The sequence below is a fragment of the Micromonospora sp. CP22 genome, assembly GCF_009712475.1.
GTDB lineage: Bacteria > Actinomycetota > Actinomycetes > Mycobacteriales > Micromonosporaceae > Micromonospora.
Genome location: NZ_VCJO01000017.1, coordinates 42,805 through 67,571, shown reverse-complemented (window position 1 = coordinate 67,571; position 24,767 = coordinate 42,805). Strand labels below are relative to the sequence as shown.

Annotated in this window: 28 protein-coding genes; 7 read left to right on the top strand and 21 right to left on the bottom strand. The window is 71.1% G+C overall.

The features are described 5' to 3' along the window. The first annotated feature begins 40 nt into the window (after window positions 1-40). Window positions 41-874, top strand: a complete 834-nt coding sequence (ddaH, locus tag FF096_RS22050) for a dimethylargininase (RefSeq protein ID WP_196222607.1) — start codon at window positions 41-43, stop codon at window positions 872-874. Window positions 875-926: 52 nt separating this feature from the next. On the opposite strand, the gene FF096_RS22045 is transcribed toward ddaH, so the two are convergent. Further along, complete coding sequence (locus FF096_RS22045) at window positions 927-2,126, bottom strand: ABC transporter substrate-binding protein (RefSeq protein ID WP_309223750.1); 1,200 nt, start codon at window positions 2,124-2,126, stop codon at window positions 927-929. A 77-nt stretch (window positions 2,127-2,203) separates the two neighbouring features. Further along, the gene (locus FF096_RS22040) at window positions 2,204-3,001 is read right to left on the bottom strand and encodes a S9 family peptidase (RefSeq protein ID WP_155221451.1); all 798 of its coding nucleotides are present in this window, start codon (window positions 2,999-3,001) and stop codon (window positions 2,204-2,206) included. 102 nt (window positions 3,002-3,103) lie between these two features. Between FF096_RS22040 and FF096_RS22035 the strand changes: the two genes are divergently transcribed. Continuing rightward, window positions 3,104-3,709, top strand: coding sequence for a bacterial proteasome activator family protein (locus tag FF096_RS22035; protein WP_155221450.1), 606 nt, complete (start codon window positions 3,104-3,106; stop codon window positions 3,707-3,709). A gap of 45 nt (window positions 3,710-3,754) precedes the next feature. On the opposite strand, the gene FF096_RS22030 is transcribed toward FF096_RS22035, so the two are convergent. The 3 genes from FF096_RS22030 to FF096_RS22020 all read right to left on the bottom strand — a co-directional run bounded on the left by FF096_RS22030 (window position 3,755) and on the right by FF096_RS22020 (window position 6,256). Continuing rightward, window positions 3,755-4,570, bottom strand: a complete 816-nt coding sequence (locus FF096_RS22030) for an HAD family hydrolase (protein ID WP_155221449.1) — start codon at window positions 4,568-4,570, stop codon at window positions 3,755-3,757. After that, complete coding sequence (locus FF096_RS22025; protein WP_155221448.1) at window positions 4,570-5,391, bottom strand: HAD family hydrolase; 822 nt, start codon at window positions 5,389-5,391, stop codon at window positions 4,570-4,572. The genes FF096_RS22030 and FF096_RS22025 overlap by 1 nt, the downstream gene beginning before the upstream one ends. A gap of 160 nt (window positions 5,392-5,551) precedes the next feature. Next, window positions 5,552-6,256: a hypothetical protein gene (locus FF096_RS22020; protein WP_155221447.1), complete on the bottom strand. Its 705-nt coding sequence runs from the start codon at window positions 6,254-6,256 to the stop codon at window positions 5,552-5,554. A 144-nt stretch (window positions 6,257-6,400) separates the two neighbouring features. On the opposite strand from FF096_RS22020, the gene FF096_RS22015 reads away from it, so the two are divergent. From FF096_RS22015 to FF096_RS22005, 3 genes are all read left to right on the top strand, one after another. After that, the gene (locus FF096_RS22015) at window positions 6,401-6,832 is read left to right on the top strand and encodes an OsmC family protein (RefSeq protein ID WP_155221446.1); all 432 of its coding nucleotides are present in this window, start codon (window positions 6,401-6,403) and stop codon (window positions 6,830-6,832) included. Between the two features lie 106 nt (window positions 6,833-6,938). Next, entirely contained in the window at window positions 6,939-7,283 is a 345-nt protein-coding gene (locus FF096_RS22010) for a metallopeptidase family protein (protein ID WP_309223749.1), read from the top strand. Window positions 7,284-7,352: 69 nt separating this feature from the next. Further along, window positions 7,353-8,069 (top strand): AIM24 family protein, encoded by a 717-nt coding sequence (locus FF096_RS22005; protein ID WP_155221445.1) that lies wholly within the window; start codon window positions 7,353-7,355, stop codon window positions 8,067-8,069. A gap of 10 nt (window positions 8,070-8,079) precedes the next feature. Here FF096_RS22005 and pheA read toward each other — a convergent pair whose 3' ends face one another. From pheA to FF096_RS21985, 4 genes are all read right to left on the bottom strand, one after another. Beyond that, on the bottom strand, window positions 8,080-9,036 hold the full coding sequence (pheA, locus tag FF096_RS22000) for a prephenate dehydratase (RefSeq protein ID WP_155221444.1): 957 nt from the start codon (window positions 9,034-9,036) through the stop codon (window positions 8,080-8,082). Between the two features lie 9 nt (window positions 9,037-9,045). Continuing rightward, window positions 9,046-9,717 carry a hypothetical protein gene (locus tag FF096_RS21995; RefSeq protein WP_309223748.1) on the bottom strand — a complete coding sequence of 224 codons (672 nt, stop codon included), beginning with the start codon at window positions 9,715-9,717 and terminating at the stop codon, window positions 9,046-9,048. 62 nt (window positions 9,718-9,779) lie between these two features. Beyond that, on the bottom strand, window positions 9,780-10,238 hold the full coding sequence (locus FF096_RS21990; RefSeq protein WP_309223747.1) for a PAS domain-containing protein: 459 nt from the start codon (window positions 10,236-10,238) through the stop codon (window positions 9,780-9,782). Between the two features lie 167 nt (window positions 10,239-10,405). Then, window positions 10,406-11,146, bottom strand: coding sequence for a hypothetical protein (locus tag FF096_RS21985; RefSeq protein WP_155221443.1), 741 nt, complete (start codon window positions 11,144-11,146; stop codon window positions 10,406-10,408). A gap of 160 nt (window positions 11,147-11,306) precedes the next feature. Here FF096_RS21985 and FF096_RS21980 point away from each other — a divergent pair, with 160 nt between their 5' ends. Beyond that, complete coding sequence (locus FF096_RS21980) at window positions 11,307-12,527, top strand: arginine deiminase (protein WP_309223760.1); 1,221 nt, start codon at window positions 11,307-11,309, stop codon at window positions 12,525-12,527. A gap of 36 nt (window positions 12,528-12,563) precedes the next feature. Here the strand turns inward: FF096_RS21980 and FF096_RS21975 are convergent, their stop codons facing one another. The 12 genes from FF096_RS21975 to FF096_RS21920 all read right to left on the bottom strand — a co-directional run bounded on the left by FF096_RS21975 (window position 12,564) and on the right by FF096_RS21920 (window position 24,619). After that, on the bottom strand, window positions 12,564-13,448 hold the full coding sequence (locus tag FF096_RS21975) for a DUF5926 family protein (protein ID WP_309223746.1): 885 nt from the start codon (window positions 13,446-13,448) through the stop codon (window positions 12,564-12,566). Window positions 13,449-13,513: 65 nt separating this feature from the next. Beyond that, window positions 13,514-13,927, bottom strand: coding sequence for an ATP-binding protein (locus FF096_RS21970; protein ID WP_309223759.1), 414 nt, complete (start codon window positions 13,925-13,927; stop codon window positions 13,514-13,516). 66 nt (window positions 13,928-13,993) lie between these two features. Continuing rightward, window positions 13,994-15,451 (bottom strand): PAS domain-containing sensor histidine kinase, encoded by a 1,458-nt coding sequence (locus FF096_RS21965; protein ID WP_155221441.1) that lies wholly within the window; start codon window positions 15,449-15,451, stop codon window positions 13,994-13,996. Between the two features lie 78 nt (window positions 15,452-15,529). Further along, complete coding sequence (locus FF096_RS21960) at window positions 15,530-16,321, bottom strand: glycerophosphodiester phosphodiesterase family protein (RefSeq protein WP_309223745.1); 792 nt, start codon at window positions 16,319-16,321, stop codon at window positions 15,530-15,532. 10 nt (window positions 16,322-16,331) lie between these two features. Next, window positions 16,332-16,667, bottom strand: coding sequence for a rhodanese-like domain-containing protein (locus FF096_RS21955; RefSeq protein ID WP_203998508.1), 336 nt, complete (start codon window positions 16,665-16,667; stop codon window positions 16,332-16,334). A gap of 79 nt (window positions 16,668-16,746) precedes the next feature. Next, the gene (locus FF096_RS21950; RefSeq protein WP_309223744.1) at window positions 16,747-17,685 is read right to left on the bottom strand and encodes an LCP family protein; all 939 of its coding nucleotides are present in this window, start codon (window positions 17,683-17,685) and stop codon (window positions 16,747-16,749) included. 198 nt (window positions 17,686-17,883) lie between these two features. Next, the gene (locus tag FF096_RS21945; RefSeq protein ID WP_230462842.1) at window positions 17,884-19,071 is read right to left on the bottom strand and encodes an LCP family protein; all 1,188 of its coding nucleotides are present in this window, start codon (window positions 19,069-19,071) and stop codon (window positions 17,884-17,886) included. 174 nt (window positions 19,072-19,245) lie between these two features. Then, a complete protein-coding gene (locus FF096_RS21940; RefSeq protein ID WP_155221439.1) occupies window positions 19,246-20,472 on the bottom strand; it encodes an LCP family protein in 1,227 nt (408 codons plus the stop codon). A 57-nt stretch (window positions 20,473-20,529) separates the two neighbouring features. Further along, window positions 20,530-21,504: an NAD-dependent epimerase/dehydratase family protein gene (locus FF096_RS21935; protein WP_155221438.1), complete on the bottom strand. Its 975-nt coding sequence runs from the start codon at window positions 21,502-21,504 to the stop codon at window positions 20,530-20,532. Between the two features lie 44 nt (window positions 21,505-21,548). Then, complete coding sequence (locus FF096_RS21930; RefSeq protein WP_309223743.1) at window positions 21,549-22,118, bottom strand: flavin reductase family protein; 570 nt, start codon at window positions 22,116-22,118, stop codon at window positions 21,549-21,551. A 60-nt stretch (window positions 22,119-22,178) separates the two neighbouring features. Then, complete coding sequence (locus FF096_RS21925; protein WP_309223742.1) at window positions 22,179-23,870, bottom strand: ABC transporter permease; 1,692 nt, start codon at window positions 23,868-23,870, stop codon at window positions 22,179-22,181. Next, window positions 23,855-24,619 carry an ABC transporter ATP-binding protein gene (locus tag FF096_RS21920; protein WP_155221436.1) on the bottom strand — a complete coding sequence of 255 codons (765 nt, stop codon included), beginning with the start codon at window positions 24,617-24,619 and terminating at the stop codon, window positions 23,855-23,857. Before FF096_RS21920 ends, FF096_RS21925 begins: the two co-directional genes overlap by 16 nt. Here FF096_RS21920 and FF096_RS21915 point away from each other — a divergent pair. After that, complete coding sequence (locus tag FF096_RS21915) at window positions 24,618-24,764, top strand: hypothetical protein (RefSeq protein ID WP_155221435.1); 147 nt, start codon at window positions 24,618-24,620, stop codon at window positions 24,762-24,764. The genes FF096_RS21920 and FF096_RS21915 overlap by 2 nt on opposite strands. Window positions 24,765-24,767: the final 3 nt, after the last annotated feature.

Sequence of the window (24,767 nt, the reverse complement as noted above, 5' to 3'; positions counted from 1 at the left end):
AATGTTTGCGGCTGTTACCAAAGTTGTAGGGTACCTACCCTTGGTCATCGTGAACCAGCAGCGAGTGCCGCGAAAGCGGACATATCTCATGTGCTCTCCCGAGCACTTCGCGGTCGAGTACGCGATCAACCCGTGGATGGACGTGACCGCCCCGGTCGACGCGGAACTGGCGGTCAAGCAGTGGGACCGGCTGCGCGAGACGCTGGTCGGCCTCGGCCATGAGGTGCATCTGCTGGTGCCCGAGCCCGGCCTGCCCGACATGGTCTACGCCGCCAACGGCGCGTTCATGGTTGACGGCACGGTCTACGGGGCGCGGTTCAAGCACGAGCAGCGGTCCGCCGAGGCGGCCACTCACCGGACCTTCCACGAGTCGCAGGGCTGGCGGTTCATCGCGCCGAACGAGACCAACGAGGGCGAGGGCGATTTCGCGTACCTGCCGGAGGCGCACGGCGGGCTGATCCTGGCCGGGCACGGCTTCCGGACGGAGTTGCCGGCGCACGCCGAGGCGCAGGAGACGCTCGGTCGGCCGGTGATCTCGCTGCGGCTGGTCGACCCGCGCTTCTACCACCTGGACGTGGCGCTCGCCTCGATCGACGACGGGAACATCGTCTACTACCCCGGTGCCTTCTCCGCCGCCAGTCAGCGGGTGCTCGCGCAACTCTTCCCGGACGCCGTGCTGGCCGACGACGAGGACGCCCTCGCCTTCGGGCTCAACCTGGTCAGCGACGGCGCCAACGTGGTGCTCAACAGCGAGGCCAGCCGGCTCGCCGGTCGACTGAAGGCGGCCGGCTACACCCCGGTGCCGGTGGAGTTGGCCGAACTGAAGAAGGGCGGCGGCAGCGTGAAGTGCTGCGTCGCCGAGTTGCGGTACTGAGGTCCCGTCACGAGGTCGCCCCGGCCGGGGCGACCTCGTCGCGTACCTCGACTCAGCCGAGCGTGGCCAACTCGTTGACCAGCACGTTCGACACCACCTGGCCGTCGCGCTGCACCTCGCGCAGGTACCACTTCTGCTGGGGCGTCCGGGGCTGGTTGAACTGCCAGGCGCCGCGCGGGCTGTCGATCTGCCCGATCCGACCCAGCGCGAGGTTGACCTGCTGTGCGGTGGGTGTCGCACCGGCGAGACGGATCGCCTGGTCGAGCACCTTGGCCGCGTCGTACGAGGCCATCGCGTACGTGGTCGGGGAAGCGTTGTGCTTCTTGCGGTACGCCGAGGCGAACCGGCGGTTCGCCGCGTTGTTCAGGTCGGCGGAGTAGTTCAGCGCGGTACGGATGCCGATGGCGTCGCTCGCCGGCCGGATGTCCTCCAGCACCGACCCCTCGGTGAGGAAGCCGGGAGCGTAGATCCGGCCCCGGAACCCCGCGTCACGCAGCTGCATGATGAACTCGACCGCCGCCGCGCCGGAGTAGAAGCAGAAGACCACCGACGGGTTGTTGGCCAGGGCGCGGTTGATGTCCGACACGTAGGCGGTCCGGCTGGGGTTGCTGCTGCCGGAGGTCCAGACCACCGGGGCGGCGATGCGCGGGTCGGCCTCGCCGAACTCCTCGCGGAAGCCACGCAGCACGTCCTCGACGCCGACGACCCCCTCCGGCAGGATGGTCGCGACCCGGTCGGAGGAGCCGAGTTCGTCCTTCAGGTAGCGGCCGAGTGCCCGGCCCGCCTCGTCGAGCACGTACGACGTACGCCAGATGTAGACGACGCTCTGCAGGTTCGTCGGTGAGGCATTCGAGCCGATCAACGGAACCCGGGCCTGCTCGACGATGTCCCTGATGCCGAACATGACCGAGGAGCTGGCGACCCCGGTGAGGGCGAGCACACCCTGCTTGAGTAGCCCCTCCACGGCGGCCTGGCCGGACTTGACGTTGTCACCTTCGTCGGCCGTGACCAGCTCGACCGGGTGGCCGCCCAGGCGCCTGTCGTTGAGGTCCAGGTACAGCTCGAAGCCGTTGCTGAGTTCGTCGCCGATGGCCTTGCCCGCACCGGACTGAGGCGCGATGAGCCCGATCTTGACCGGGCGTTCTGCGCCGGTATCCTTCGGCTCGGCGTCGGAGGCACACCCAGCGGCGAGTCCGCCCGTACCGAGCGCGGCCAGCAACTGGAGTGCGCGCCTGCGGTTCATCTGCGACACCGGGTTCCCTTCGAATGTGTAGCCGGGCGCATCCGCCCCTCCGGCGTTCTACCTGGTTGGCGACGCTGCGTCAATGGCTAGTGATCTTCGTGCAGAGAACGCAACGCGTCGGTAACCTTGGGCCATGCCGACGAGCCGGGAGCGATGAGCCCAAAGTGCTCGCAATCCGGCAGCTCAATCAGGTGGATATCGGCACCCGCCGCACGGGCGGCGGTAACATAATTTCGAGATATGTCGATCGGCACCTGCTGGTCCAGTGCTCCGTGCACCACTACCGTCCGTGGTTGTAGGGGGACCAGCGACCGCGGATCCGTGGTCGCGTACCGCTCCGGTGCGTCGGCCGGCCCGCCGCCGAGCAGTGCGGCCACGGCGCCGGCGTCCAGATCCAGCCGGTACGCCTCGACCAGGTCGGCGACGGGCGCGAGGGCCAGCACCCCGGCGACGGCACCGGGCGCATGGGCCGCCGCGTACAGCGCCAGGTGGCCGCCGGCCGAATGGCCGACCAGCACCGGCGGTGCCGAGGTGACCCGCCCCGGCAGTGCGGTCGCGGCCAACTCGGGTAGCGCGGAGACCCCCGCCAGCACATCGGTCAGGGTCCCGGGCCAGCCGCCACCGGGCTGCCCGGTCCGCCGGTACTCCAGCTGGGCGACCGGGTATCCGAGGGTGGCCAGTGCGCTCGCCAGCGGCCCGGTGTGCCGGCGGTCGTACTCCGCGCGCCAGAAACCACCGTGTATCACGACCACCAGCGGCCGGGGTGGACCGGAGCCGGCCGGTCGGCGCAGGTCGGCGATCTGGTCCGGGTGACCGCCGTAGGCGACCGTCACGTCCGGTTCGGGCGCGGGGCGGGTCAACACCGCCCGGGGATCGGAGGACATCGACCGACGGTAGCGCGGTTCGTGGGCCCCGGCAGGATGTGCGTCGCCCCGGCTGCGGGCACCGACGGGCCGACGGGTGCTGACCGGCCCGGTTGGGTAAAGATGGAGGGCATGACCGAAGCGCGCTCCGCTGGACAGAACGACGAGCCTGGCCGGGACGGTGCCGGCCCCTCCGGGACCGTGGTGGTGGTGGGACCTGACGGCCGGCCGGTCGGGACCGTGCAGACCGACGACGGACCGGGCGAGGACCCTTCGCGCCTGGTGGAACAGCCGGCCAAGGTGATGCGGATCGGCAGCATGATCAAACAGCTGCTTGAGGAGGTCAAGGCCGCTCCCCTCGACGACGCGAGCCGGCATCGGATGCGGGAGATCCACGAACGGTCGATCGGCGAGCTGAAGGAGGGTCTCGCCCCCGAGCTGCGGGAGGAACTGGAGCGGATCTCGCTGCCGTTCTCCGAGGACCACGCACCGAGCGAGGGGGAGCTGCGGATCGCCCACGCCCAGCTGGTCGGCTGGCTCGAAGGGCTGTTCCACGGCATCCAGGCAGCCCTGGTCGCGCAGCAGATGGCGGCGCGGGTGCAGCTGGAGCAGATGCGCTCCGGGCGGCAGGCGTTGCCCAGCGGACCGGCAGGGGCGATGCTGCCGGGAATGCCCGGCATGGGGCAGTCGGGCGGCGGCGAGGGACACAGCACCGGCCAGTACCTCTGACATCGGCATCCGGCTGCGGCCCGCGCCGCAGCCGGATGGCCGGGCTTAGTCCACCCCGAAAACCTTCTCCAGGTACGTGGCCACACCGTCGGACGAGTTCGCCGGGGCGACCTCGTCGGCGATCGCCAGCACCTCCGGATGCGCGTTGGCGACCGCTACGGCTCGCCCCGCCCAGGTGAGCATCGGCAGGTCGTTGGGCATGTCACCGAAGGCGAGCACGTCCGGTGCGGCGACCCCGATTCGGTGGCAGTACCAGGCCAGACCTGCGGCCTTCGTCACGCCGGCCGCCGAGATCTCCACCAACCCCGAGCGTGAGGAGTGGGTGGCCTCGGCGATTCCGGCGAGGGCCGCGGTGACCAGCCGGGTGAACTGGTCGGGGTCCTGCTGCTCGCCGGCTCGGGCCAGCAGCTTCACCGCAGGCACCGACAGCAACTCCTCGGCGGTCTCCACCGCCCGGATCGCCTCGGCGTCGGCGTCCCAACGCAGCGGATAGTGCGCCTCGTGGCGCATCTGCCGGCTGTCCACGATCTCCACGGCCAGACTCACCCCGGATATCTCGGCCCGCAGGCGTCGGACCACCTCGGCGAGCAGCTCCGGGGCCAGCGGGTCGGCCCGCAACACCTCGTCGTTGTGCGGGTCGTAGACCACCGCGCCGTTGGCGCAGACCGCCGGCAGCGGCGCGGCCAGCTGCTCGTACACCAGCCGGAGCCAGCGGATCGGCCGACCGGTGACCAGGACGACCGGCGTGCCCCGGGCGGAGATCCGGGCCAGCACGTCGGCGGTGCGGGCGCTGAGGGTGCGGTCGTCGCGCAGCAGCGTCCCGTCGATGTCGCTGGCAACCAGGTGTGGCGTGGAATCCATCACCGGGACAGTAGCCGGTCGAGATAAACGGCCACCCCGTCGTCGTCGTTGCGCAGGGTGATCTCGTCGGCTGCCAACCGCAGGGTCGGATGGGCGTTGGCCACGGCCACCCGTCCCCAGCCGGCCCACTCGAACATCGGCAGGTCGTTGGGCATGTCACCGAAGACCAGCACGTCGGCCGGATCCACCCCGAGGTTCTGCGCGATCACGCTGAGGCCGGACGCCTTGTCCACCCCGGGCGGGCAGATCTCGATGAAGCCCAGGCCCGCCTGGGTGAGGGTGGCGAGATGCGGCGGGACGATCTCCCGGGCGGCGGCCAGCAGCTCGTCCACGTGGTGGTCGGCGGTACGCGCGAACGCCTTGATCACGTCACCGGCGAGGCACTCGGCGCGGCTACGCACCTCGAACGCGTCCTGATAGGGCCAGGCGGGATGGTAGTCGCCCCAGAGCGGGGCCTCGTGTTCGTCCGACGCCTCGACCATGACCGTCAGCGGGCCGACCGCAGCCTCCAGCTCGGCCAACAGGGCGGCCAGCACCTCGCTGGAGAGGCGGTCGTCCCGCAGCACCACCGGCCCCTCCGGGTCGCTCTGGTCGACCACCCGGCCGCCACCGGCCAGCACGAGGAAGTCGGCGGCGCGGATGTCGTTGCGGGTCAGTTCGGTCAGTCGGGGACCGCGACCGGTGGCGCCGACCACCGGGATACCGGCGGCGCGGACCCGGTCGAGGACCTCGTGCGTGAACGCGGACACGGTGTCGTCGCTGCGGACGAGCGTCCCGTCGAGGTCGGTGGCGATCAGCTTGGGCAGGCCCGGGCGGGTCATCGTTCCTCCTTCGCCCGCCGCCGTCGCGACCAGCCGTTCGCCTCGTCGATCGGCGACCGGTGTGACGGCGGGCAGCAACCGTACCTCGCAGAACCGGTCGCAACCACGGCTTCCAGGCGAATCGGATGCCAACGGGCGATGTGCCGGAGATGACCGGGGATCAGTCGAGCGAGGCGCCCCGGGCGAAGGGAACGGTGGGCGTGACGGTGATGTCCGCAGGTGGGTGTCTGTCCTCCGGCTCCGCCTCCTCGGACGACCGCCGGTTGCCCGGTCGCGGCCCGTCCGAGGCCGGCCGTGCTCCGGCCGCCGTCCGCAGGAGCGCCGCAGCGAACAGACCGACGGCGACGAAGGCGACGATCAGCCCGCGCTCGTACGCGACGACGAAGGTCCACTCCGTGTTGTAGTACATGGTCCGTCGCATCGTGTCGTCGAATGACACCGCGATGGTCGCGAGCAGCGCGAGAACGCCGGCGGCGAGGGCCAACCCGGCCACCCGGGCATTGGCCCGCACGGAGTCGGTGCCGCGCAGCGCGAGCGCCACCGCGGTGGCGAGCGCCAGGAGTCCGACCACGTACGCCGGGCCCAGCCCGATGTCGGCCACACCGCTGGTCAACCGAAGCGGCGTCTGCGGCTCCGGCCCGCCGTTGGGAACCGTGATCGTGGACCACTCGCCCAGCAGTGACGCCAAGGCGGCCACCGCGCCGAGACCGGCCAGCAGCACCGGCACCCGGTGGTCCCGCCCGAGACCGCCGAGCGCTCGACGGAACCGTCCCGCCGTGGGTGACTCCTCCGCCGTGCCCCACTCGATGACGCTGGCTTCCTCGGAGCGGTCGTCCTGCCGAGGTATGGGGAGGTCGTTGGTCATCGCTCACCTCTCCTGGTGGCCAGGCCGCCGTGCCCCGTGGGGCATGTGTCGCATCATGACACAACCGGAGCGTGACGCGAGGAACACGGGCGCGGCCGGGGCGGTCGGTCGCCTGCCGGCTCCCGGTGGACTAGCGTCAGGTGTATGCCTATCCGTACCGCTTCAGCACGCTGGCAGGGTAACCTGACCGAGGGTTCCGGCACCATCCGCACCGGCAAGGGCGGGCTCCAGGGGAACTACTCCTTCAAGTCCCGGTTCGAGGAGGGTGAGGGCACCAACCCCGAGGAGTTGATCGGTGCCGCGCACGCCGGCTGCTTCTCGATGGCCTTCTCCAAGGCGCTCGCCGACGCCGGCACCACGCCGACCTCGGTGGAGACCACCGCGAAGGTGCACCTGGACAAGACCGACGCCGGGATGACCGTGACCCGGATCGAGTTGGACACCGTCGGTGCGGTGCCCGGCATCGACGAGGCGCAGTTCGCCAAGCTGGCCGAGGCCGCCAAGCAGAACTGCCCGATCTCCCGGCTGCTCTCACCCGGCGCCGAGATCACCCTCACCGCCCGCCTCACCTCCTGACCCGCGTCGATCGTGCCCTCCCGGTCGGCCGTCACCGGCTGTCGGCCGCGTCGCGGCGACCGGGAGTGCACGATCGCGGATGGGTGGGGAGAATGACGCTGTGCCGGTGGAGATGGAGCGTGAGCGGTTCGAGGAACTGGTGGGGGAGGCGCTCGACGAGGTTCCGGAGGAACTGCTCGCGCTGATGAGCAACGTGGTGATCCTGGTCGAGGACGATCCGCCGCCCGGCGAGGATCTGCTCGGCCTCTACGAGGGCCACGCGTTGACCGACCGGGGCTGGGACTACGCGGGCGTGCTGCCGGATCGCATCCTCATCTACCGCAACCCCATCCTTCGCATCTGCGACACCGACGAGGACGTCATCGACGAGGTGGCGGTGACCGTGGTCCACGAGATCGCCCACCACTTCGGCATCGACGACGCACGCCTGCACGAGCTGGGCTGGGGCTGAGCGTCCCGGGGCCGGGTTGCGGGCTGGCCCTACCGTCTCGACCAGGTACGGCGAGTGCGGGAGGCACCCATGCGCAGCGAGTTGTTCTCGGCGGCGAATCTGGAGCAGCAGTCGGCCCAGCCCGGCATGCGCTTGCAGAACGCCAAGATGTTGAAGATCGAACTCAACGGCGAGGCGCTGGCCCGGGTCGGCTCGATGGTCGCGTACCAGGGTCAGGTGCAGTTCCAGGCGCTCGGCTCCGGCGGGTTGGGCAACTTTCTCAAGCAGAAGCTCACCGGCGAGGGCGTACCGCTGATGAGGCTCACCGGGCGCGGTGACGTGTTCCTCGCCGACTTCGCCAAGGACGTGCACATCATCGACCTGGAGCCGGGCGACGCCCTGTCCATCAACGGCTCCAGCGTGCTGGCGTTCGACAGCACCCTGAAGTACGACATCAGGATGGTCGGCGGGGCCGGCATGGCCTCCACCGGCCTGTTCAACTGCGTGTTCACCGGGCACGGCCGGATCGCCGTCACCACCCGGGGAACCCCGGTCGTGCTCGCCGTCGACGCGCCCACCTACGTCGACCCGCAGGCCGCCGTCTGCTGGTCGGCGAACCTACAGACCGGTTACCACCGGGCCGACCAGATCGGGCTCGGCACGCTGTTGGGACGCACCACCGGTGAGGCGTACACGATGAGCTTCGCCGGGCACGGCTTCGTCGTCGTCCAGCCCTCCGAGGAACCGCCGATCATGGGTAGTGGCCAGCAGGACCAGGGCGGGGTGCTCGGCGGCCTGTTCGGCTGAGCCGGGCCGCTCAGGTCAGCTCGCCCGCGCGCAGGCGGGCGAGCCAGGCGGCGGCGTCGGTGTAGTCGGCGTCGGAGAGGCCCGCCGGGGCGGCCACCGGCCGTTGCCGGGCCGACTCCTCCCACCGGTGTCGCGGGTAGGAGCCGAGGAAGCGGACGTCGGCGCAGACCCGCCGCAGCCCCTGCAACGCCTCACCGAGCCGGTCGTCGGCCACATGCCCGGTGCAGTCGAGGAAGAAGACGTAGCGGCCTAGTGCCTCACCCGTCGGTCGGGACTCGATCCGGGTCAGGTTGACGCCCCGGACAGCCAGTTCCATCAGCACGGACAGCAGTGCGCCCACCCGGTCGTGCGCGATGTAGACGGCGAGCGACGTCACGTCGTCGCCGGTGGGCGGTGGGGGCGGACCGGGCCGCGACACCAGCACGAAACGGGTCACCGCGTCGGGGTGATCAGCGATCTTGTCGGCCAGGACGGCGAGTCGGTGCCGGGCCGCGCCGATGGGGGCGCAGATGGCCGCGTCGTACTCACCGTTGGCCGCCCCGGCCGCTGCCGCCCCGTTCGACAGCACGTCCACCACGACCGCGTCGGGCAGGTGCGTCCGCAGCCAGCCCCGGCACTGGGTGGAAGCCTGCGGGTGTGCGGCGACGCTGCGGATAGCCGACAGCAGCGTGCCCGCACGCGCCCCGAGCACGAACTCCACCGGGAGGATCACTTCCCGGGTGATGACCAGTGGTTCGCCCTCGGCCAACTCGTCGAGGGTCACCCCGACCGCGCCTCCGATGGAGTTCTCCAGCGGCACCAGAGCCGCATCGGCCTCCGTGGCGCGGACGGCCTCCAGCGCCTCGCCGACGCTGCGGGCCGGCGTACGGCTACCCCGCTCCGCGGCGGGTATGGTACGCAGCGCCTGCTCGGCGAAGGTGCCCTCGGGCCCGAGGTAGACGAAACGAGTCGGTGGCGTTCCCGGCATGCGCCCAGCCTACGCACCCGGAGTCGGCGACGAGGCCGACGGCGAAGGTGAGGTCGAGGGCGACGGCGTCGACGAGGTCGGCGGGTCGACCGGTGCCGGGAAGCCGCCGCCGTCGCTGCCGCAGGCCAGCGTCTGGATGCCGGCCGGACTGGCGACCCGCACCTCGGCCGTGCAGACGTCGGTGCCGGCGGTCACCAGGCTCAGCGTGCCGGCCCGGTCGCGGGTCACCACCTGGAGCGGCTCGTACCCGGCCACGTCGAGGACGGTCAACTGCCAGTCGGCGGCACACATCGGACCGCTGCGGACGCTGACCCGGGCGTTGCCGGGCAGCAGCCCACGGCGACCGCGCACCAGCTCGATGATCCGCTGCGCCGACGGCTCACCGGTGCAGGCCACCGCGACCAGCCCCGGGTCGGCGGACGGCAGGGTCGGCACAACCTCCGGAAGTGCGTCGAACGACGACGTGGGGGAGCTGCTCGGAGATGTGGTGGCGGCCTGGGTCGGTAGCCTGCCTCCGCTGTCGCGTACCTCCGGGGGCTCGCCGCATCCGGCGGTCAGCAGCACGGTCAGCACGGCGACACCGGCCAGCCGACGGTACGGCCGGGGCGTGACGCCGACACCGCACCGGCGGCCGACGGTGCGGCGGTCGGGCTCGGCGTGCGACGGCGGGGTGGGCGGCACGGGGTGGTCCTCAGGGCAGGAGACTCGGGGTGGCGGGGGGCCGAGCCCATGGTAGGAGGAAGTCAGACCTCGGAGAAGAAGGTGAGGGAGCCGGCTACCGCACCGTCGGCGACAACGGGTGTGGAGATGGCGTCCACGGTCGCGTCGGGACCGCCCTCCGTAGCCGCCTCGATCCGCAGCAGCCCACGGGCCAGACGGCCGGAGGTGAGCGCCAGCAGCGGTGGGATCTTGTCGATCTCGGGCTCGGTCAACTCACCCCGGTACGCGGTGAAGTCCAGCAGCCGTAGCCCGCCCTCCAGCAGCGGCAGACCGATCACGTCCTCCGGCGCGCCGAGTTGGAGCAGTTCGCAACCGGCGGTGGAGACGGCCAGCACCCGGGTTTCGGCGTCGATCAGCAGGCAGGGTTCGTGGGCGCTGGAAACCGTGGCCGACCAGCGGCCGATGTTGTCGCACCCAGGCTCTGTCGGTGTCTGGCCGGACGGCACGAACACTTCCGAGAGCGAGAGTTCGACGTGGGCCACCGAGCCTCCTATGCACACCGACGGTACGTCCACGCTAGCCGGTCGCGGTAGCGACCGCCGACCGTGCTGGGCGTACGGTGCCGTCGGTGTTGATCAGCGCCCGGTCGGCGACGGCGCGGGCCGGCGGGAGCTGAGCCGTGCCCGGCCGCGTGGCCTCGCCGCTGACGTTACCGGCGGCTGGCCGGCTTGTCAGCGGCCGTTCGGCCGTCCTCGTACCACCGGTAGTCCGCCGCCGGCGGGTAGCCGCTGTTTCCCCAGGTGCTGGGGTGCTGCGCGACCCGGGACAGTTTCTCGGCGGTGGCCGGGCTGATCCGGTTTCCACTGGCCACGAGCAGCCGGTCGAGTTCCCGGTGGGTCGCCATGAGGCAGTCCTTGGGCAGGCCGTACACGCTGATGACCCCCGAACCCACGAAGGTGAGCACCGGGGTCACCGGGATCGGGTGACCGACCGCCTCGGTCAGCGCCTTGCTCGCCCGCCGGGCGTCGCGGCGCGCCTCGGCGACGTACGGCGGGCGCTTGCCGTTGATCTGCACCACATCACCCGCGACCAGGACGCGGGCGCGGCCGTGGTCGGCGATGGTGACGGCGAACAGCCCGCTCGGCCCGATGGCCAGGAACCCGGCGCGGTTGTCCGCGTGGTCGTCGAGCAGGACGTCGGTCGCGTCGGTGCGGGGCCAGTCGATGACGTGCCACGCCGGCCCGAGATGGTTGAGCTGACCGAGAGCGCGGGCCCCGGCCGCTTCCAGCCGCCGCGCGCCCCGCTCCGCCCGGCGGCGGCGTGCCCACTCCAACGGGGACGGGCGAGGAGCCGCGACCACCCCTGGCGACTCGACCCGTGGGTGCGGTACCGCCACTGGCGGCAGTGCCCTGGCGGACGGTACGGCTCGACGAGTGGGGTAGACAGTCATCGCGACCTCCGGCAAAAGGTCCCTCGAAGTTACGTTCTCACTACCCTACGTTGCTAGTCCCGGTGCTCGGCAAGCCGGAGCGCCGGAATGACTGTGGATGAATGCCATATTCACCCACGGTTGTTTTACCGGATGCCGCCAAACCCTGTCCTACGCTGCGATAGTGAGCCACTACGTGGACAGTGAGGTCGGCCGGCTCGGCACCGTCCTGTTGCACCGGCCGGGGCCGGAACTCGCCCGGCTCACCCCACGCAACAACGACTCGCTGCTCTTCGACGCGATCCCCTGGGTGGGCCGGGCGCAGGAGGAGCATGACGCCTTCGCGGCGGCGTTGCGGCAACGCGGCGTCGAGGTGCTCTACCTGACCGACCTGCTCACCGAGACACTGGCCGTGCCGGACGCCCGCGCGGAACTGACCGACGAGGTGCTCAACTCGCCCCGGCTCGGCGACACCCTGCGGGCCCGGGTCGCCGGGCACCTGGCGTACCTCGATCCGGCCGCGTTGACCGACGTCCTCGTCGCCGGTCTGGCCCACGAGGAGCTGCGGCTCGGCGGAGGCCGCCGGGGTGGCCTCGTCTACACCCTGATGGACCGACACGACTTCATCATCGACCCGCTGCCCAACCTGCTGTTCACCCGTGACTCGTCACTCTGGATCGGCGACCGGGTCGGTGTGACGAGTCTGGCGATGCCCGCCCGGCGGCGGGAGACGACGCTGACCGACGCGATCTACCGTCACCATCCCCGGTTCGCCGGCACCGAGTTCGTCTACCGACCGGGCCTGGAGCCGCTGGAAGGGGGCGACGTGCTACTGCTGGGACCCGGGGTGCTGGCCGTGGGCGTGGGTGAGCGGACCACCCCGGCCGGTGCCGAGCGGCTCGCCCGCCGGGTTTTCGCAGCCGGACTGGCGCACACCATCCTCGTCGTCCCGATCGCCCAGGAACGGGCGACCATGCACCTGGACACCATCTGCACGATGGTCGACACCGACGCGGTGCTGATGTACCCGAACGTGGCCAACACACTGTCGGCGTACACCGTCATCGCCGGTGCCGACGGCGAGGACCCGCGGGTCGACGGACCGGCGCCGTTCCTGCGGGCCGCCGCCGACGCGATGGACCTGGACCGGCTACGGGTGATCGACACCGGGCTCGACCCGGTGACCGCCGAGCGGGAACAGTGGGACGACGGCAACAACACCCTGGCCATCGCGCCCCGTCTCTGCGTCGGCTACGAGCGCAACGTCGAGACCAACGCCCAACTGGAGCGGGCCGGGATCGAACTCATCCCGATCGCCGGCTCGGAGCTGGGCTCGGGGCGCGGCGGCCCCCGCTGCATGTCCTGCCCCCTGCTCCGCGAGCAAGGAAGGGCCCCTTCCTAACGCCTGCGGTATAGGAGGGGACCCTTCCTAACAGGGTCAGCGCAGGGTGAGCTGGCGGCCCAGCAACCCCTGGCGGGACCGACGGGCGGCGGCGTCGAGCGGACCGGTCTCGGTGAGGGCGTCGGCGTACCGCTTGGCGAAGTCGGCGACGGGCTGCTCCCAGTCACCGGCCGGGATCTCCTCGGGCAGATCCCAGACCGGCACCAGCCGCCCGTGGGCGCGGAACATGCCGGCGAACTTGGTCTCCTCGCCGAGGGTCAGTGAGCCGGCCGCGCTCAGCCGGGCCAGTGCGTCCAGGGCGGCCTCCTCCGCCTCGGGCAGCACCCAGCGGACGTGGGCCTTGTCCGTCACCCGGCACCAGTACGCGGCACGCGCGGCAGCCAGCCGCACCGTCGGATAGATCGCCGCGTTGGCCCGTTCCAGGCTGGCCTGCACGGTCGGGTTCTCGGCGGCCTCCGGGGACAGCCAGAACTCGAAGCCCTCGTGCAGGCTGACCTCCAGCGGGCCGTCGACCAGGATGTCCTGCAGCCGTGGCCCCGGACCTGGCAGCGGCGGCACCGTGACCTGGGCACCCGGGGCGGTACGCAGCGCGCAGAGCAGCGACTCGGCGAGGTCGCGGGAGACGTCACCGGACTGAAGGTGACGCTGGAGCCCGATGAAGACGTGACCGTCGTCCCGGCTCATCGCGGGAGCGGCCATCGGCAGCACGGTGGCCAGGGTGACCGGCCGGTCGCCGTACTCGTCGACGATCGCCGGGGTGAGGCGCAGCGGTGCGGAGGCGGCCGGCACCAGCTCCCGCAGGGCGATCCACTCGGACTCGTCGGCCAGCCCTTCGAAGGGACGGGGGACGAAGACGTCCCGGACGCGCTCGCGCTTGCTGGACGAGGAGGCGGCCCGCTGGTTCTTTCGACGCTTGCTCACGGCGAGACAGCCTAGAGCCCACCGGCCGTCGATGGGGGCCGGACCCGCCCCGCCGGGACAGTCGGTCAGCCGGCGGTCACCAGTGGCGGCCGGTCACCGGCCGGGTCGAAGTCGGCCCAGACGCTCTGACCGAGACCGTCGCGCTCCACACCCCAGTCGGTGGCCAGGCCGGAAACGATGTGCAGGCCCCGACCGTCGGCCGCGTCCACGTTCGGCGGGCGGACGCACGGGGCGCAGGCGGCACCGCCGTCGGTGACCCGCAGCCGGAGCTGCGGACCGTCGGGCGTCTCCCGCAGCCGCCAGGCGACCCGGACCACACCACCCGGCAGCGGGTCGGCGTGCCGGACCGCGTTACCGACCAGCTCGGCCAGGACCGCCACCAGATCCGCCAGCATCGCCGGGGAGACCGCCCCGGCCAACTCGGCGGCGAGTCGGTGCCGGGCGATTCGTGCCCCGCTGGCATGGTGCGGCACCACCACGCACCACGCTCGTTCGGCCGTCGTCGTCGCCACCTCTGCCCCTCTTTCGCCCCGTGACCCCCACTGTCACCTCCGGGGCAGCCGCACCTCTGCGACCGTACCCCCACCGCTTCTCGGTCGGAGGAATACCCAGCCATTCTGTTGTTCAACGATCCTGCGGACGAGATAGAGGCCCAGACCGGTGCCGGGATAGCGACGCCGGTCACCCGAGTCGCCCTGCCAGAACCGGTCGAAAGCCCGTTCCACGTGCTCCGGGCGGACACCGATGCCCCGGTCACTGACCCGGAAGCAGACAGTCTGCCGGTCGGCGTCGGCGGTGACGTCGATCGCGGAGTCGGGTGGGGAGTACTTGCCGGCGTTGGTGACCAGCTCGGTGAGCACGGTGGCCAGGCTCTGCCGGTGCCCGATCGCCCTGGGCAGGTCGGCCGGCACCTGGAGGGTGATCCGCCGCCGCAGGTCGGTGGGCAGGTCGGTGATCGCGACCCGGAGCGTCTCGGCGAGGTCGAAGGCGGCCGGCGGTCCGTCGCCCGGCCACGCCTCGGCTGCCGAGGAGAGCAGCCGGTCGAGCAGGCGGGCCAGCTCGTTGGCCCGCTGGCCGATGACCCGGGCCGCCTGCCGCCGGTCGGTCTCGGTGAGCGACTCCCAATGGTCGGTGAGAGTGTCCGCGTAGCCCTTGATGACGGTCACCGGGGTGCGTAGCTCGTGACTGGTGACCGCGACGAAGAGGTCCCGTTCGTGGTCGTGCCGCTGCTGGTCGGTGGTGTCCCGGAAGGTGACCACCCGGAGGGTGCCCGGTCCTGGCAACTCCCCCGAGGTGATCCGCAACCAGCGACCGTTGGGCAGGCGGTGATCGAGGACCTGCCCGGAGGGCGGAAGCGGAAAGGGCAACGGCTTGTTGATCGCCTCGTCGGCGGACCGGCCGGTGACCTGGGCGGCGGCCGGATTCCAGAGGCGTACGTGGGCGTCCCGGTCGACCACCGCCAGCCCGTCGGCGAGCGCCGCGACCACCGGGCCGTCGCCGTGCACCGGCAGGCCGCTCTGGTCGCCGTACATGTGGGCGATGCAGGATCCGAGGTACCCGATCACGGTGTGGTGCTCGGCGCTGGGCTCCCCGTCTTCGGCGAGGTAGAGCGCGTGCAGGCTGCCGACGGTGTGGCCGCCGATCTCGGCCCGGGAGACGACCATCCGGTGCAGCCCGCGCTGGGCCAGTTCGCTGACGAGCGGGTTGGTGAACTGGTCGGTGCGTACGCACTGCACCCGAGGACCGCCGAGCAGGCAGATGGTGGCCGGGTCGTTGACGGGCAGTGGCCGACCGACGGTCCACTCGGCGGCTCCGGTGGCGGCGATCACCCGGCCGCCGTTGGGCGCGAACTCCACGAACGCCATCCCGGCGGCGCCCAGCGCCGGCTGGGTCACCCGGAGCAGGTGGGTCAGGACCGGCAGACCCGCGTCACCGGAATTGATCATTTCGATGACGGTGGTGTGCCCGGCGATGAGAGCCGAGTAGTCGGTGCGGTCGGGCATGACCCGAGTGTGCACCGCGGCTCACGTTCCCCGGCACCCCCGAGTGGCCCGCATCCCTTTCGCCCTGCCGTCGGTCGCTCACCGCCCCAACCGGGCGAGGGTCTGCGCCGGGCGGTCGGTGATCACGCCGTCCACCCCGGCCGAGAGCACGAGGTCGAGGTCGGGTGGCTCGTTCACGGTCCAGACGTAGACCTGGTTCCCGGCGGCCCGCAGCGCCGGCACCAGGGTGGGGCGGGCCCGGACCAGTGCCAGCCCCGGCCCGGCGATGCCCGCGCCGAACGGCAGTCGCCCCAGCGGCAGCCAGCGGGGCAGCACCTCCAGCAGGAGCACGGTCGGCAGCGCGGGGGCCAGCGTGCGGATCCGGCGTATCGCCAGCGGGGAGAAGGACATCACGGTGATCTGCACGGGCGCGTCCGGACCCGGTTCGGCCAGCCCGTACCGGCGCAGCAGGGCGACCAGGCGGCGCTCCACGTTGCCGCCGTAGCGGGTCGGATGTTTCGTCTCCACCAGCAGTCGGATCCGGCGGTCGGCGGCGAGCACGGCCTCCAGCAGGCGTTCGAGGGTGAGCAGCCGGGTGTGTGAGTCGTCGAGCACCTCGTCGCCGTCGGCCGGCACGCCGCCGGGGTGCCAGGAACCGAAATCCAGCTGCTCCAGCTCGGCGAGGGTACGGGCGCTGACCAGGCCCCGGCCGTTGCTGGTCCGGTCCAGCCGCCGGTCGTGCACGCAGACGAGGTGCCCGTCGCGGGTCAACCGGACGTCGCACTCCAACCCGTCGGCACCCTCGTCGAGGGCGCGTAGGTAGGCGGCGAGGGTGTGCTCCGGAAGGTCGTACGAGGCACCCCGGTGGGCGAAGACGAGGGGTCCGTCCACGGCCGTCGTCCTACAGCACCCGGCCGGGTTGCCCGTCCGAGCCGACCACCGGCCGACCGGCTGCCTCCCAGTCGCCCATCCCACCGGCGACGTTGCTCACCTGCTCCCAGCCGTTGCGCAGCAGGTATGCGACGACCTGGGCGGAACGTCCGCCGGAGCGGCAGATGACGGCCACGTCCCGGTCCGTCGGCACCTCGGCCAGGCGGGCCGGTAGCTCCATCATCGGCAGGTGGTGCGCGCCGGGGGCGTGACCGGCGGCCCACTCGTCGTCCTCACGGACGTCGAGCAGGTACGTCTCGTCGTTGATCTCGGGCACGGTCACGGTGGGTATCTGAGGTCCGAACACGGGTACCAAGCCTAGAACCTCGTCGCGCGGCTGCCCCGGCCCGGCGGACGACACCCGGCGGGAGCGCCCGTCGGTGGTCTCAGAGCTGGGTCACCCAGCGCGGATGAGCACCGGCCCACTCCGTCATCCGGCTGCCGCGTACCGCTTCGAACAGCCCGTCACTGTCCTGGTCGAGCCGGACGTAGGAGACCTGGTCGATCACCTGGGGGTAGGACGGCACCCGCACTCCCCGTAGTCCGTCGGTGGCCAGGCCGTGCAGCGCGAGCAGCAGGTCCTCCACCGGTACGCCGTTGGTGTCCACGGTCAACGAGCCGCCGACGGCGCCGATCAACCGGTGCAGCCGCACCGGGTCGGTACGCAGTCGGGTCTCACCGGCCCGTTCCAGCATCGCCCCCAGCAGCTGTTGCTGGTGGGTCTGCCGGTCGTAGTCACCGCCCGGCAGGTCGTAGCGCTGGCGTACGTAGTCGAGCGCCTGCGCGCCGTCCATCCGCTGACAGCCGGGGTGGAAGACCCGGTCGGTGTGGATCGACCGCACCTCGCTGCGTACGCACATGTCGACGCCGCCGAGCAGGTCGATCACGTTGCGGAGGCCGGCGAAGTCGACCAGGGCGGCACCGTCGAATCGGATGCCGGTGAGCTGGGACAGGGTGGCCGAGAGCAGGTACGCGCCGGGCTGACCGCCCCCGCCGTACTCGTACGCCGTATTGATCTTGTCTTCGCCGCCCGGGTATCCGCCGCCCGGCGGGATGGGCACCAGCAGGTCGCGCGGCACGGAGACCAGGTAGCCCTCGCGTAGCCCGGGTGGCACGTGCACGATCAGGATGGTGTCGGTGCGCTGCCCGGAACCGGCGTCACCGGGTCGCCGGTCCGAGCCGACGAGCAGGTAGTTGAGTGGGCCGTCCAGGTCGGTGCGGTCCGCCCGAGCGGCCGGGTCGAGCAGTTCCGCCCGGGTCATCGTGCGTTCGTACCGGTCGGTGAGCATCCGGATTCCGCCTGCGGCGAGCCCGGCCAGCAACACCGCTGCCAGCCCGATGCCGAGCAGTACGCGGGGCCATCGCGGTGTCCGGACGTGCCGGCTCGTCCGCTTTTCCCCCGTACGCCGTGTCCTGGCCGTGACGTCCCTCCCGTGGGCCTGACGTGAATGTGGCTCACATCAGGCTACGGAAGGTCCACTCATCGTGACGGCGGTTTCGGCTATCCGTGATGCTCCTGCCGGTCACTTGCGGGAGGAGATCACCTCGGGGTTGTAGAAGACGAACTCGGCGAGCTTGTCCTTGCGAACCGCCCGGAACATGTCCAGGGTCTGCTCGCTGAGCGCCTCGTTGCCGTTGCCCTTGGCGTTGTACGTGCCACCGTTGGTCTTCAGCATGATCAGCTCGTTCCCGGTGACCCCGCGCATGGTGAAGACGAAGTCCTCGATCGAGACGCCGCCGGTGTCCAGGATGAACGCCTGACCGGCCGCCTTGACCAGCTCGTTCAACTTCACCGGGTTGGTGAGGCTGCCGTTCTGGGTGGCCTTCTTGGCCATCGCCTTGATCAGCTGCTGCTGGTTCTGCTGGCGGTCGTAGTCGCTGTTCTTCAGGCCGTACCGCTGGCGGGAGAAGTCCAGGGCAGCCCAGCCCTCCATCTCCTGGCAGCCCTTCTTGTGCACCACCGGGGTACGCGGCTTGCCGGTCTTCTTGGCGTCCGCGTTCCACATCGGCTTGCCGTCGACGTACGACATGTGGATCGACTTGACGTCCTGCTTCGGGCAGATACGCACCGAGCCCAGGGCGTCGATCACCTTCTTGAAGCCGCCGAAGTTGATGATGGCCGCGCCGTCGAAGCTGACGCCGGTCATCTCCTTGATGGTCTGTGCCATCAGCTGGGCGCCGCCCTCCCAGCCGCCGCCGTTCTGCGCACCGGCCTGGAACGCGGAGTTGATCTTGCCGACGCCGCCCCGGTAACCGGTCTTCTCGAAGGGCGGGATCCGCGCCTCGGTGTCGCGCGGGATCGAGATCAGGTACGCCTGGTCGTGAGTGGCCGGGATGTGCAACACGATGATGCTGTCCGCGCGTACGTCGTCGGCGGCCCACCGCTCCCGGGCATCGACCCCGAGCAGCAGCATGTCGATCGGGCCCTTGAGGTCGGCCCCACCCTCCTCGGTGGTCTTGCTCGCGTCGCCGAGCAGGTTGCGCTGGGCGATGTTGCCGGTGGCCTGGCTGATGACCGCCTTGCTACCGACGATCGCCACGCCACTGGTCATCATCAACGCGGCACCGAAGATCACGGTGAGTCGGGCCCAGAGCGGGTCCTTGCGTCGGGTGCGCTTCTTGCCGGACTTGCCGGAACCTCCGTCCGGCGCGGTGGGTGGGGCTGCGGACGCGTGCGACGGCTCAAGCAGTGAGGGGCTGTGAACCGGCATGCGTGCTCCAGTTCGTGTTCGCAGAGGGGGGCGGGAACACTTTACGTTCGCGTTCCCGTGGTGGCGAGTTCACCTGGTGCCCAATTCGCGTTCTTTGCCGCGACATCCTGCTGAAATAGCCGATCGGCCAGAACAAATCAGCCGATCGACTATTCCTCGCCTACTCGGCCGTGATCAGCCGTTGCCGGTGGTCGTCGGTTTGTTGGCCCGCATCCAGTCGGCCATGGTGTCCGCCGTTATCGCCCGGTACAGGGTCAGGGCCTTCTCCCGGTCGGAGACCACCACCGACTCGCCGTTGATGGTCTGGCTGCCCAGGTGAGGGCTGGTGACGAAGGTCAGGTTCTCGCCCCGCAGGTTGCGGAACTGCACCGCCATGTCGGTGAGCGAGAAGCCCTGGTCGACGGTGACCGCGTCGGTGACCGACCGGAGGAAGGCGTTGAGCTTCTTCGGGTTGGTCAGTGTGCCCGTGCTCGCCGCCTTGTCCATCAGGGCCCGGAGGAAGTCCTGCTGGTGGCGCATCCGGGCGAAGTCACCGTCCGGGAACTGCTTGCGCTGGCGGATCCAGTCCAGGGCCTCGGTGCCGTTCATGTGGTTGGTGCCCTTGGTGAACTTGCGATACGGCTTGTGGATCGAGGTGATGGTCCGCTCCACCTCCAGGTCCACCCCGCCGAGGGCGTCGGTGACCTGCTTGAACCCGGCGAAGTCGATGGCCATCACGTGGTCGATGTGCACGTCGGTGAAGCACTCGACGGTGCGTACCGCCAGCGGCAGCCCACCGAACGCGAAGGCAGCGTTGATCTTGCGTCGTTGGCCCGTCTCGCAGCCCGCCCCGGCGCTCTCCGGGATCGGCACGTACAGGTCACGTGGAATGGAGACCAGATATGCCTGCTGGTGGTCGGCGGGGATGTGCATGATGATGATCGTGTCGGCCCGCCACTCGCCGGCCCGGTCCATCGGTGCGTCCGGATCCCGTGAGTCGGTGCCCACCAGCAGGATGTTCAGCGTGCCGTCGACGGTCTTGGCCGGCCGACCGCCGGTGATCTCCGAGAACGGGTCGGTGCGGGCCATGTTGTTGTCGAGGCTGCGGGCGTAGAACCAGGCACCCGCGCCGCCGACCAGGGCCAGCACCAGCACGGCCACGCCCGCCACCAGCGCGATGCGACGCCAGTGCGGTCCCCGCCGACGCGCCGGAGGACCAGCACCGGGCCCACCCGGGCCCACCGGGCCACGCGGGCCCCCTGGCCCGCCGGACGGGACCGGCTCATCGTCGTACGCGGGATACCACCGGGTCTGGGACGGCTCGCCGGCCCGGCTGCCGCGTCCCGGGCCCGGTACCGCCGCCCGGCCGGCGCTGCGCGGCAGACGAAGGACCGGCAGTACGGCGGGAAACGTCGCTGACATGTCACTCAATGTACGCAGCACAAGCCAACAACGCCCTCATGGCGGTGCCGGCGCGGCCTACCCGAGTCGCTGGCGGAAGTGCTCGATGGTGCGCCGCAGCCCCTCCTCGGGCGCGACGGTCGGCTCGTAGCCGAGCGTTTCCCGGGCCAGGGTGAGATCCGGTCGCCGCATCTCGGGGTCGTCCGCACTGCGCGTGACATACGTCACCTGCGACTGGCTGTCGCAGAGCGACACGATCGTCTCGGCCAGTTCCCGCATGCTCATCTCGTGCTCGGTGCCGCAGTTCACCGGCCCGGCCTCGGTCGAGTCGAGCAGCAGCAGAATGCCCCGGACCAGGTCCGCGACGTAGCAGATGGACCGGGTCTGGTTGCCGGTGCCGTGCACGGTGATCGGTTCGCCGCGCAGCGCCTGGGAGATGAAGGTCGGGATGGCGCGTCCGTCGTCGGGCCGCATCCTCGGCCCGTAAGTATTGAAGATGCGCACGATCGCGGTGTCCACGCCCCGACTACGGCGGTACGCCATCGTCGCGGCCTCCGAGAAGCGCTTGGCCTCGTCGTAGACGCTGCGCACGCCGATCGGGTTGACGTTGCCCCAGTAGGTCTCCCGCTGCGGGTGCTCCTTCGGGTCACCGTACGCCTCGGAGGTGGAGGCCAACAGGAACCGGGCGCCGTCGGCGGCGGCACGGTCCAGCAGGTGCAGGGTGGCGACCGAGCCGACCCGCAGGATCTCGACCGGCAGCTTCTCGAAGTCGGTCGGGCTGGCCGGTGAGGCCATGTGCAGGATGGCGTCGAACCGCTCGGCCAACGCCGGGTGGCTGGGCAGCCCGTCGGAGATGTCTGCCTCCACCAGGGTGAAGGTCGGGGTGTCGAGCAGGTGGGCGACGTTTTCCTTGGACCCGGTGACGAAGTTGTCGAGGGCGACGACCGTGCAGCCGCGCTCGACCAGCGAATCCACCAGGTGTGAGGGAACGAAACCGGCACCGCCGGTGACCAGGACCCGGTGACCGGGACCGAAGCGCTGCTCAACCTTCATGACCGGTCAGCCTAGAGCAGCGGGTGGGTGATTCGTCGTCATGGTCACGCCAGTTCCCGGTAACGCCCCCTGTGGTGCAGCAGCGGCTCGGCCTCGTCGGCCAGTTCCACCCGCTCGATGGTCGCCTCGACCAGCAGGGCCCACCCGTACTCCCGGGCACCGTCGAGACGGCAACCGGCCCAGCCACCCGCGTCGTCCGGCACCGGCCCGTATGGCGTGTCGAGCCACCCACCGGTGGCGAAGAGGCCGCCCGGCGACGGGAAGAGACCGGCGAACCGGTCGGCGAGCTGCCGGTGCGGAGGGCCGAGCGGTGTCACGGCGAAACGGCCGGTCTCCTCGACCGCCGCCCACAGGTCCGACTCGGCGTCGAGCAGGCCCAGCAGCCGTCCCGGCTCGCCCTCGGCGACCAGGGTCGACGACACCGTCAGCCCGGCCGGGCCGGGTGCCGTCCAGAGCGTCACCGGCGCGGCGAGCCGCCCCCGTAGCCGGCGCACCGGCGAACGCGTGTCGGCTGGCGCGGCGAACGGGTCGGTGTGGTGGATCCGGGCACCCGGCTCATGATTCACGTGAAACATTCTGACCCCCTGGATCCGGTTCGCGGGCCGGAGCCCCACGTCGGGGTGTGTCGCATCCGTGCACCCCGCCGCTGACGCCGGGCGAGGGCGCGCCCGGCGTCAGCGGCGGGGGGTGACCAGGGCGAGGAGTTCGGGCTGTCGGCGGTCCAGCACGTCGCCGGCCAGGTGGACGCCGAGCAGCGCCGCGCCGACGCCGTACGCGAGGCCCAGCGGCAGGCCCAGCCAGAGCCAGACGTCGTCGAGCAGCGCCGCGGCGACCACCATCGGCACGGCGAGCGCGGCGGTGGCGGCCATGGCCAGCAGGGTCAGCAGCCCCTTCACCACCCCGGCGCCACTGTTCATCGCGAAGGGGTTACTGGTCTCCGGCAACGAGTACGCGCCCAGCACGGAGACGAACGAGTTGACCGCCAGCCCGACACCGTAGGTGGCGACCAGCGCACCCGCCATGAGCCCGATCCACGTCGGCTCGCCCAGCACCAGCGCGATCACCACCGCGACCACCGCCAGCATCGGAAGGATGTAGAGCGAGAAGGCGGTGATCCGGGCGCGCAGCTCCAGCCGGCCGGGCACGCCGGCCACCACGTTGGCCGCGTACGCGCTGCCGTCGAAACCGAACTGGTTGGCCAGGGTCACCGCGGCGAGCAGGCCGACGAAGACCATGGAGAGGCTGGCCAGGACCGGCGACGAACTGCCGGCAGGGGTGAAGCCCTCCGTGCTGTCGAACGAGAAACCCTGCCCACCGAAGTTGACCATCACCGGCACGAAGAGACCGACCACCGCGACGGTGATCAGGTTGGCTCGCCGTCGCGCGTCCCGCCACCAGTAGCGGGCCTCGCGGGCGACCAGGGCACCGAACCGGTCCCGCCGCAGCCAGCCGGCGGCCCGGGGAAAGAGCTGGGCCACCACCGCGCCGGTGACCTCGGGCTTCGCCCGGTTCGGCCCGCTGCTGGCCACGCCCGTCATCGCCGACTCCAGCGAGCGCGACCACCAGGCCAGCAGCGCGACGATCGTGGCGATGGTGATCAGCAGCTTCAGGGGTGCCGCCCAGGCCCGGCCCTGCGCCACGTCGATGCCCGCCGTCCAGGGGGCGCCGAGGGGAGTCCAGCCGATCACCGTCGCCAAGCCGGTCAGCCGGTCCCAGTCGGTGTCCTGGATCGCGGCCACACCGGCGATCTGCAACGGCCCGAGCAGCGCGGCCACCACCGCGAGCAGCACGGCGGCCAGGTCACGAACCCGGCGGGACCGGAGCATGGAGGCGAACGCGCTGGTCAACGCTCGGGCACCGGCGACGCAGAGAAGCAGCCCGCAGACCACGCCGACGGCGGCGACCAGGGCGGCCGACCAGCCGCCGAACACCCCGGCGGTGACCACCAGGCCGGAGAGCGCGAGCAGCACCGCGACCGTGGGTACGCTCACCAGTGCCGCCGCGAACAACCCGATGACCAGGGTGCGGCGGGGCAGTGGCAGCAGGGCGAACCGGGCCGGGTCGAGTGTCTCGTCGACGCCGAAGAAGACCAGGGGCAGCACCAGCCAACCGAGCACCATCAGCCCGCCGGCGAACGCGGCGATCATCAGGGCGTACCGGTCGTTGCCGATCAGGCCGGGCGCCGCCAGGCCGAAGAAGGCGCCGACCGCGAACCAGAGCCCGAGCAGCGAGCCGACCAGGAACAGCGCCACCCGCCAACCCTGACCGCGGAAGTTGTTGCCCATCACCCGCAGCTTGAGCCGGACGAAGTGACGCGCCGAGACCGGCCGCGCCTGGGCGGCCGGTGTGGTCACTGGGCCAGCCACGCCAACTCCTCACCGGTGGCGGTGCGCCCGCCGACCACCTCGACGAAGACCTCCTCCAGCGAGCGGTCGCCGCGTACCTGCTCCAGCGTGCCGACCCGCTTGATGATGCCCTCGGCGAGGATCGCCACGTGGGTGCAGAGCCGTTGCACGACCTCCATGACGTGGCTGGAGAAGACCACCGTCCCGCCACCGGTCACGTACCGCTGGAGGATGTCCCGGATCAGCGCCGCCGAGACCGGGTCGACCGCCTCGAACGGTTCGTCAAGCACCAGCAGTCGGGGCCCGTGGAGCAGCGCGCAGGCCAGACCGATCTTCTTCTTCATACCGGCGGAGTAGTCCACCACCAGGGTCCGACCGGCGTCGGCGAGGGCCAGCACGTCGAGCAGCTCCGCCGCCCGCTGGTCGACCACGTCCGGTTCCATGCCGCGCAGCAGGCCGTGGTACGCCAGCAGCTCCGCGCCGGTGAGCCGGTCGAAGAGGCGTACCCCGTCCGGCATGACGCCGAGCAACTGCTTCGCGGTGACCGGGTCGGCCCACACGTCGTGGCCGAGCACCCACGCGCCGCCCGCGTCGGGCCGCAGCAGACCGACCGCCATCGACAGGGTGGTGGTCTTGCCGGCACCGTTCGGGCCGAGCAGCCCGTAGAAGGATCCGGCCGGCACGTCAAGATTCACGCCGTTCACCGCGACCTTGCCGTCGAAGCTCTTTGCCAGGCCACGTAGCGCCAGCGCCGGGTGCTCTCCAGTCATGCGCCCGACCGTATCCGGTCTCGACCAGCTCGCCGCCCGACCGGAGGAGGATCCGCAGCTCATCCCCGAGTTGGAGGCGCAGCGGAACCCCGGTGCCCACACCGACGGGCCGGGGCTGGCACCGGTGGGCCGCCATCCGGCGTGACCG